General features: G+C 67.1%; 4 protein-coding genes. 2 read left to right on the forward strand and 2 right to left on the reverse strand.

All coding sequences use genetic code 11. From position 1 onward, the window contains the following. Window positions 1-59: 59 nt before the first annotated feature. Window positions 60-1,172, reverse strand: coding sequence for a DNA cytosine methyltransferase (locus tag ACWIGI_RS41585; RefSeq protein ID WP_454209209.1), 1,113 nt, complete (start codon window positions 1,170-1,172; stop codon window positions 60-62). A gap of 471 nt (window positions 1,173-1,643) precedes the next feature. On the opposite strand from ACWIGI_RS41585, the gene ACWIGI_RS41590 reads away from it, so the two are divergent. Then, on the forward strand, window positions 1,644-1,859 hold the full coding sequence (locus ACWIGI_RS41590; RefSeq protein ID WP_454209210.1) for a hypothetical protein: 216 nt from the start codon (window positions 1,644-1,646) through the stop codon (window positions 1,857-1,859). Window positions 1,860-2,064: 205 nt separating this feature from the next. Further along, window positions 2,065-2,526 (forward strand): hypothetical protein, encoded by a 462-nt coding sequence (locus tag ACWIGI_RS41595; RefSeq protein ID WP_454209211.1) that lies wholly within the window; start codon window positions 2,065-2,067, stop codon window positions 2,524-2,526. A 38-nt stretch (window positions 2,527-2,564) separates the two neighbouring features. Here the strand turns inward: ACWIGI_RS41595 and ACWIGI_RS41600 are convergent. Continuing rightward, the coding region (locus ACWIGI_RS41600) for a WD40 repeat domain-containing protein (RefSeq protein WP_454209212.1) at window positions 2,565-2,898 on the reverse strand (334 nt) is incomplete at its 5' end.

Genomic DNA, 2,898 nt, shown 5'->3' on the forward strand with positions numbered 1-2,898 from the left:
CGCCGGAGCCGTGCGGCTCCGGCGAGACCGAACCGAGGGCGCGTCCGTCGACGGTGTGCTCAGGCCGCGCCGAGGGCGACGCGGATCTGTTGCGCGACAGCGCGACTCAAGCTGACCGGCACGGCGTTGCCGACCTGGCGGCGAACCTCGTTCTGGGTGCCGAAATGCCGGTAGTCGGGCGAGAACCCTTGTACTCCTTGGAGTTCGAGGTTGGTCAGGAAGCGGTGGTGTACGCGCCCGTCGCTGTCACGGACGCCGACAGCGAGGTGGTTGCCGCTGGCGCACACCCCGTAGGTGGGGTACATGTCCGCGCGGCGCGCCTTCGAGTTGCTGCGCCAGGTCAGCAGATACGGGACGTTGTCGAGTTCGATCTGCTCCAGTTGAGGGCCGACGAAGCTGTCCGGGCCGACGAATCGGTCGAACGGCACACTCATGTCGAGCACCGTCGAGGCCGGAGTCCGGACCAGGCCGGGCGCCGGCAGCACCTTGAAGATCGGGATTCGGGTCTTGGGCACGAATCCCGCGGCGCGGATGCTTCCCCCGGGCGGAGTCAGGTCCACGTCGAGATCGAGGTCCTTACGGGTCGCGATGATGATCACACGTTCACGGATCTGCGGGACCGGGCTGGGCCCGATGTCGGCTGCTTGCAGCAGGTAGATCCGCAGTTCGTAGCCCACCAGCTCCAGCGCCAGGTGCCACGCGGGAAACACGGCCCATCGCAGGAATCGGCGCACGTTCTCCACGACGATGACCTTGTACCGGTTGATGTCGGCGGCGTCGATGACCGCCCACGCTGTAGCGCGGTCGGCAGTGATCTCGTCTTTCATGGCGAGCTCTTCTTCGAGCGTGAGCAGCTTTCGCCGGGCGGCGGGGGAGTGCCCACGACACGAGATGCCAGCGCCGAGCACATCGGTATGGCGGTAGATCCGCGCGAAGTTGGTTTCGTGCAGGTTGGCCAGGTGATGGAACGCGGTCCGGTGGTTCCAGGCATGGGTGGCCAACGCCGCCAACGCGTGGTTCGAGCACGTGCAGATCTGGAACCCGGCCTGCCGGAACCCTTCGGAAAGCCCGCCGGAGCCGCAGAACAGGTCGGTCATGGTCAAAGTTCCGGCGCGAGCGAACAGCTCGAGCTCGACGTTCGTGTACGGGGTCGGACGCGAGCCGGCGATCACCGCGCGTTGTTCGGCGGCGCGGATCTGAGCGAGCGTCGGCTTGCGTACGCGGCCGGTCTTCGAAGGGCCGGGTTGGGGGCGGGGCCTCGGTGCCGGCGCTGTGGCCGGCCGGCGGCGTGTGGTCTCGCTGGCGGGGGTCATGTCATCTCGTTCCGGTGGATCAGATTCGGTCGGAGGCGACGGTTGCCGGCGCACCACACAGATGTTGCACAGCGCTGAACCGCGAGGTCGCGTTCAGCGCCGACAACGGCGGCGGCCCGTCATCCGGGCGCGGACAGCGGATCGAGCCGCGCCGCAACGGCATCGGCCGATGCCCGGACGCGCTCAAGTGCAGAACACGCACGCAGATGAGGCGGCCTGCAGAGGGAAATCCTGTCCACGGCAACGCTGTTGCGGCACAGTGGAGGCGTCGGTGCGCCCTGCCATGATGCGCACGACCGATAGCCTGCGCGGATCGAAGGAGCCGGATCAATGACCACCAGGGCGCGCAGTGACCACGACCTTCACACTCTGGCCGACGCGGTCGGATTGCAGCGCTGGCAGGTCGAGTACGCCGAATCGGCCGGGCTGCTCCCGCAACCCGGCCCCGACCCCGGCTGGACATCGACACAGATCGAACAGATCCGACATTCGTTAGCGGACATCATCGCCCGTGTCGGCACCGAACATGCGCCACGCCCGCGCTGAGACCTCTCGCCGCTACGACCGCCACGCCCAACAGCGCGCCGCCGGGCTGGAAATCGGACCGTGATCGGCCGTGCCGAGACCGGATCGACCTGTCCGACAACGAACATCGGCGATGCTCGAGAGGAACCACGGGCCGATTGCGGACGCCGTCGATGCCTGGCCTACTGACATGGCCGCCCCGCCCACCAGGACGAGAGAACCACCGATGGACCCGACCTCCGACTTCGCCCGCCACGTCCATGTGCCGTGGGGCTTCCTCCCGTCCGGACGCGACAAGGTCCGGGCCGCCTGCTCGTGCGGATACCTCACCACCGCCCGTGTGAACGCCGACCGCGCCCTCGCCGCGCTGGTGTCCGAGCATGGATATACCGAGCCGATCTGCGCGACCTGCGGCAAGAACCACGCCTATGGACGCGCGTACGAATCGCCCGCGTCACGCTGGGCGAACCTGCGAGACAACGAGATCGAGATCCTGTCGGACGGCACCGGCGGCACCTTTCTGGTCTGCCGAGACATGCCTGGCTCGTGCCGCATGGCATCGACCAAGCACCCCGCTACCACCGACCAAAACCTCACACCACTGATGGAAAGCCCGCACCGTGCGCCGAAACAACATCTGGTCATCGATGTCGCCTCCACCGACCAACCGTCCCCAGACTCTCCCTGAGTTTGACCGGAGCGAGCGGGGGTTGCTACCTGGTGCGTTCATAGTTGTGGTTTGGGGTGAAGTCGCAGAATGGTGGTGCTGATTTGTGTGGCGACCACGAGTCGATCTCCGAGTCCGCACAGTGCCACGATCGCGACCTGGACCGGGCGGAGAGCTTGCCATAGAACCGCTTCGCTGTTCGTGAGGTCCCACAACAACACCGTGCTGTCGCTACCTGCGGAGGCCAGCAGCGTACGCCCGTCCGGCACCACCACCGACGCCAACGCTTTGACCGGACCCCGGTGGCCGGTCAAGACCTGCTCTTCTTGTCCGGTGGTCGGGTCCCACAACCGCACCGCGCTGTCGCTGCCGCCGGAGGCCAGTAGCGTGCGC

Source organism: Nocardia sp. NPDC055321, from assembly GCF_053645575.1.

Excerpts from the sequence above, each read along its gene's own strand:
- ACWIGI_RS41590 (WP_454209210.1), top strand. The coding sequence starts at position 1,644 with ATGACCACCAGGGCGCGCAGTGACCACGACCTTCACACTCTGGCCGAC.
- ACWIGI_RS41595 (WP_454209211.1), top strand. The coding sequence starts at position 2,065 with ATGGACCCGACCTCCGACTTCGCCCGCCACGTCCATGTGCCGTGGGGC.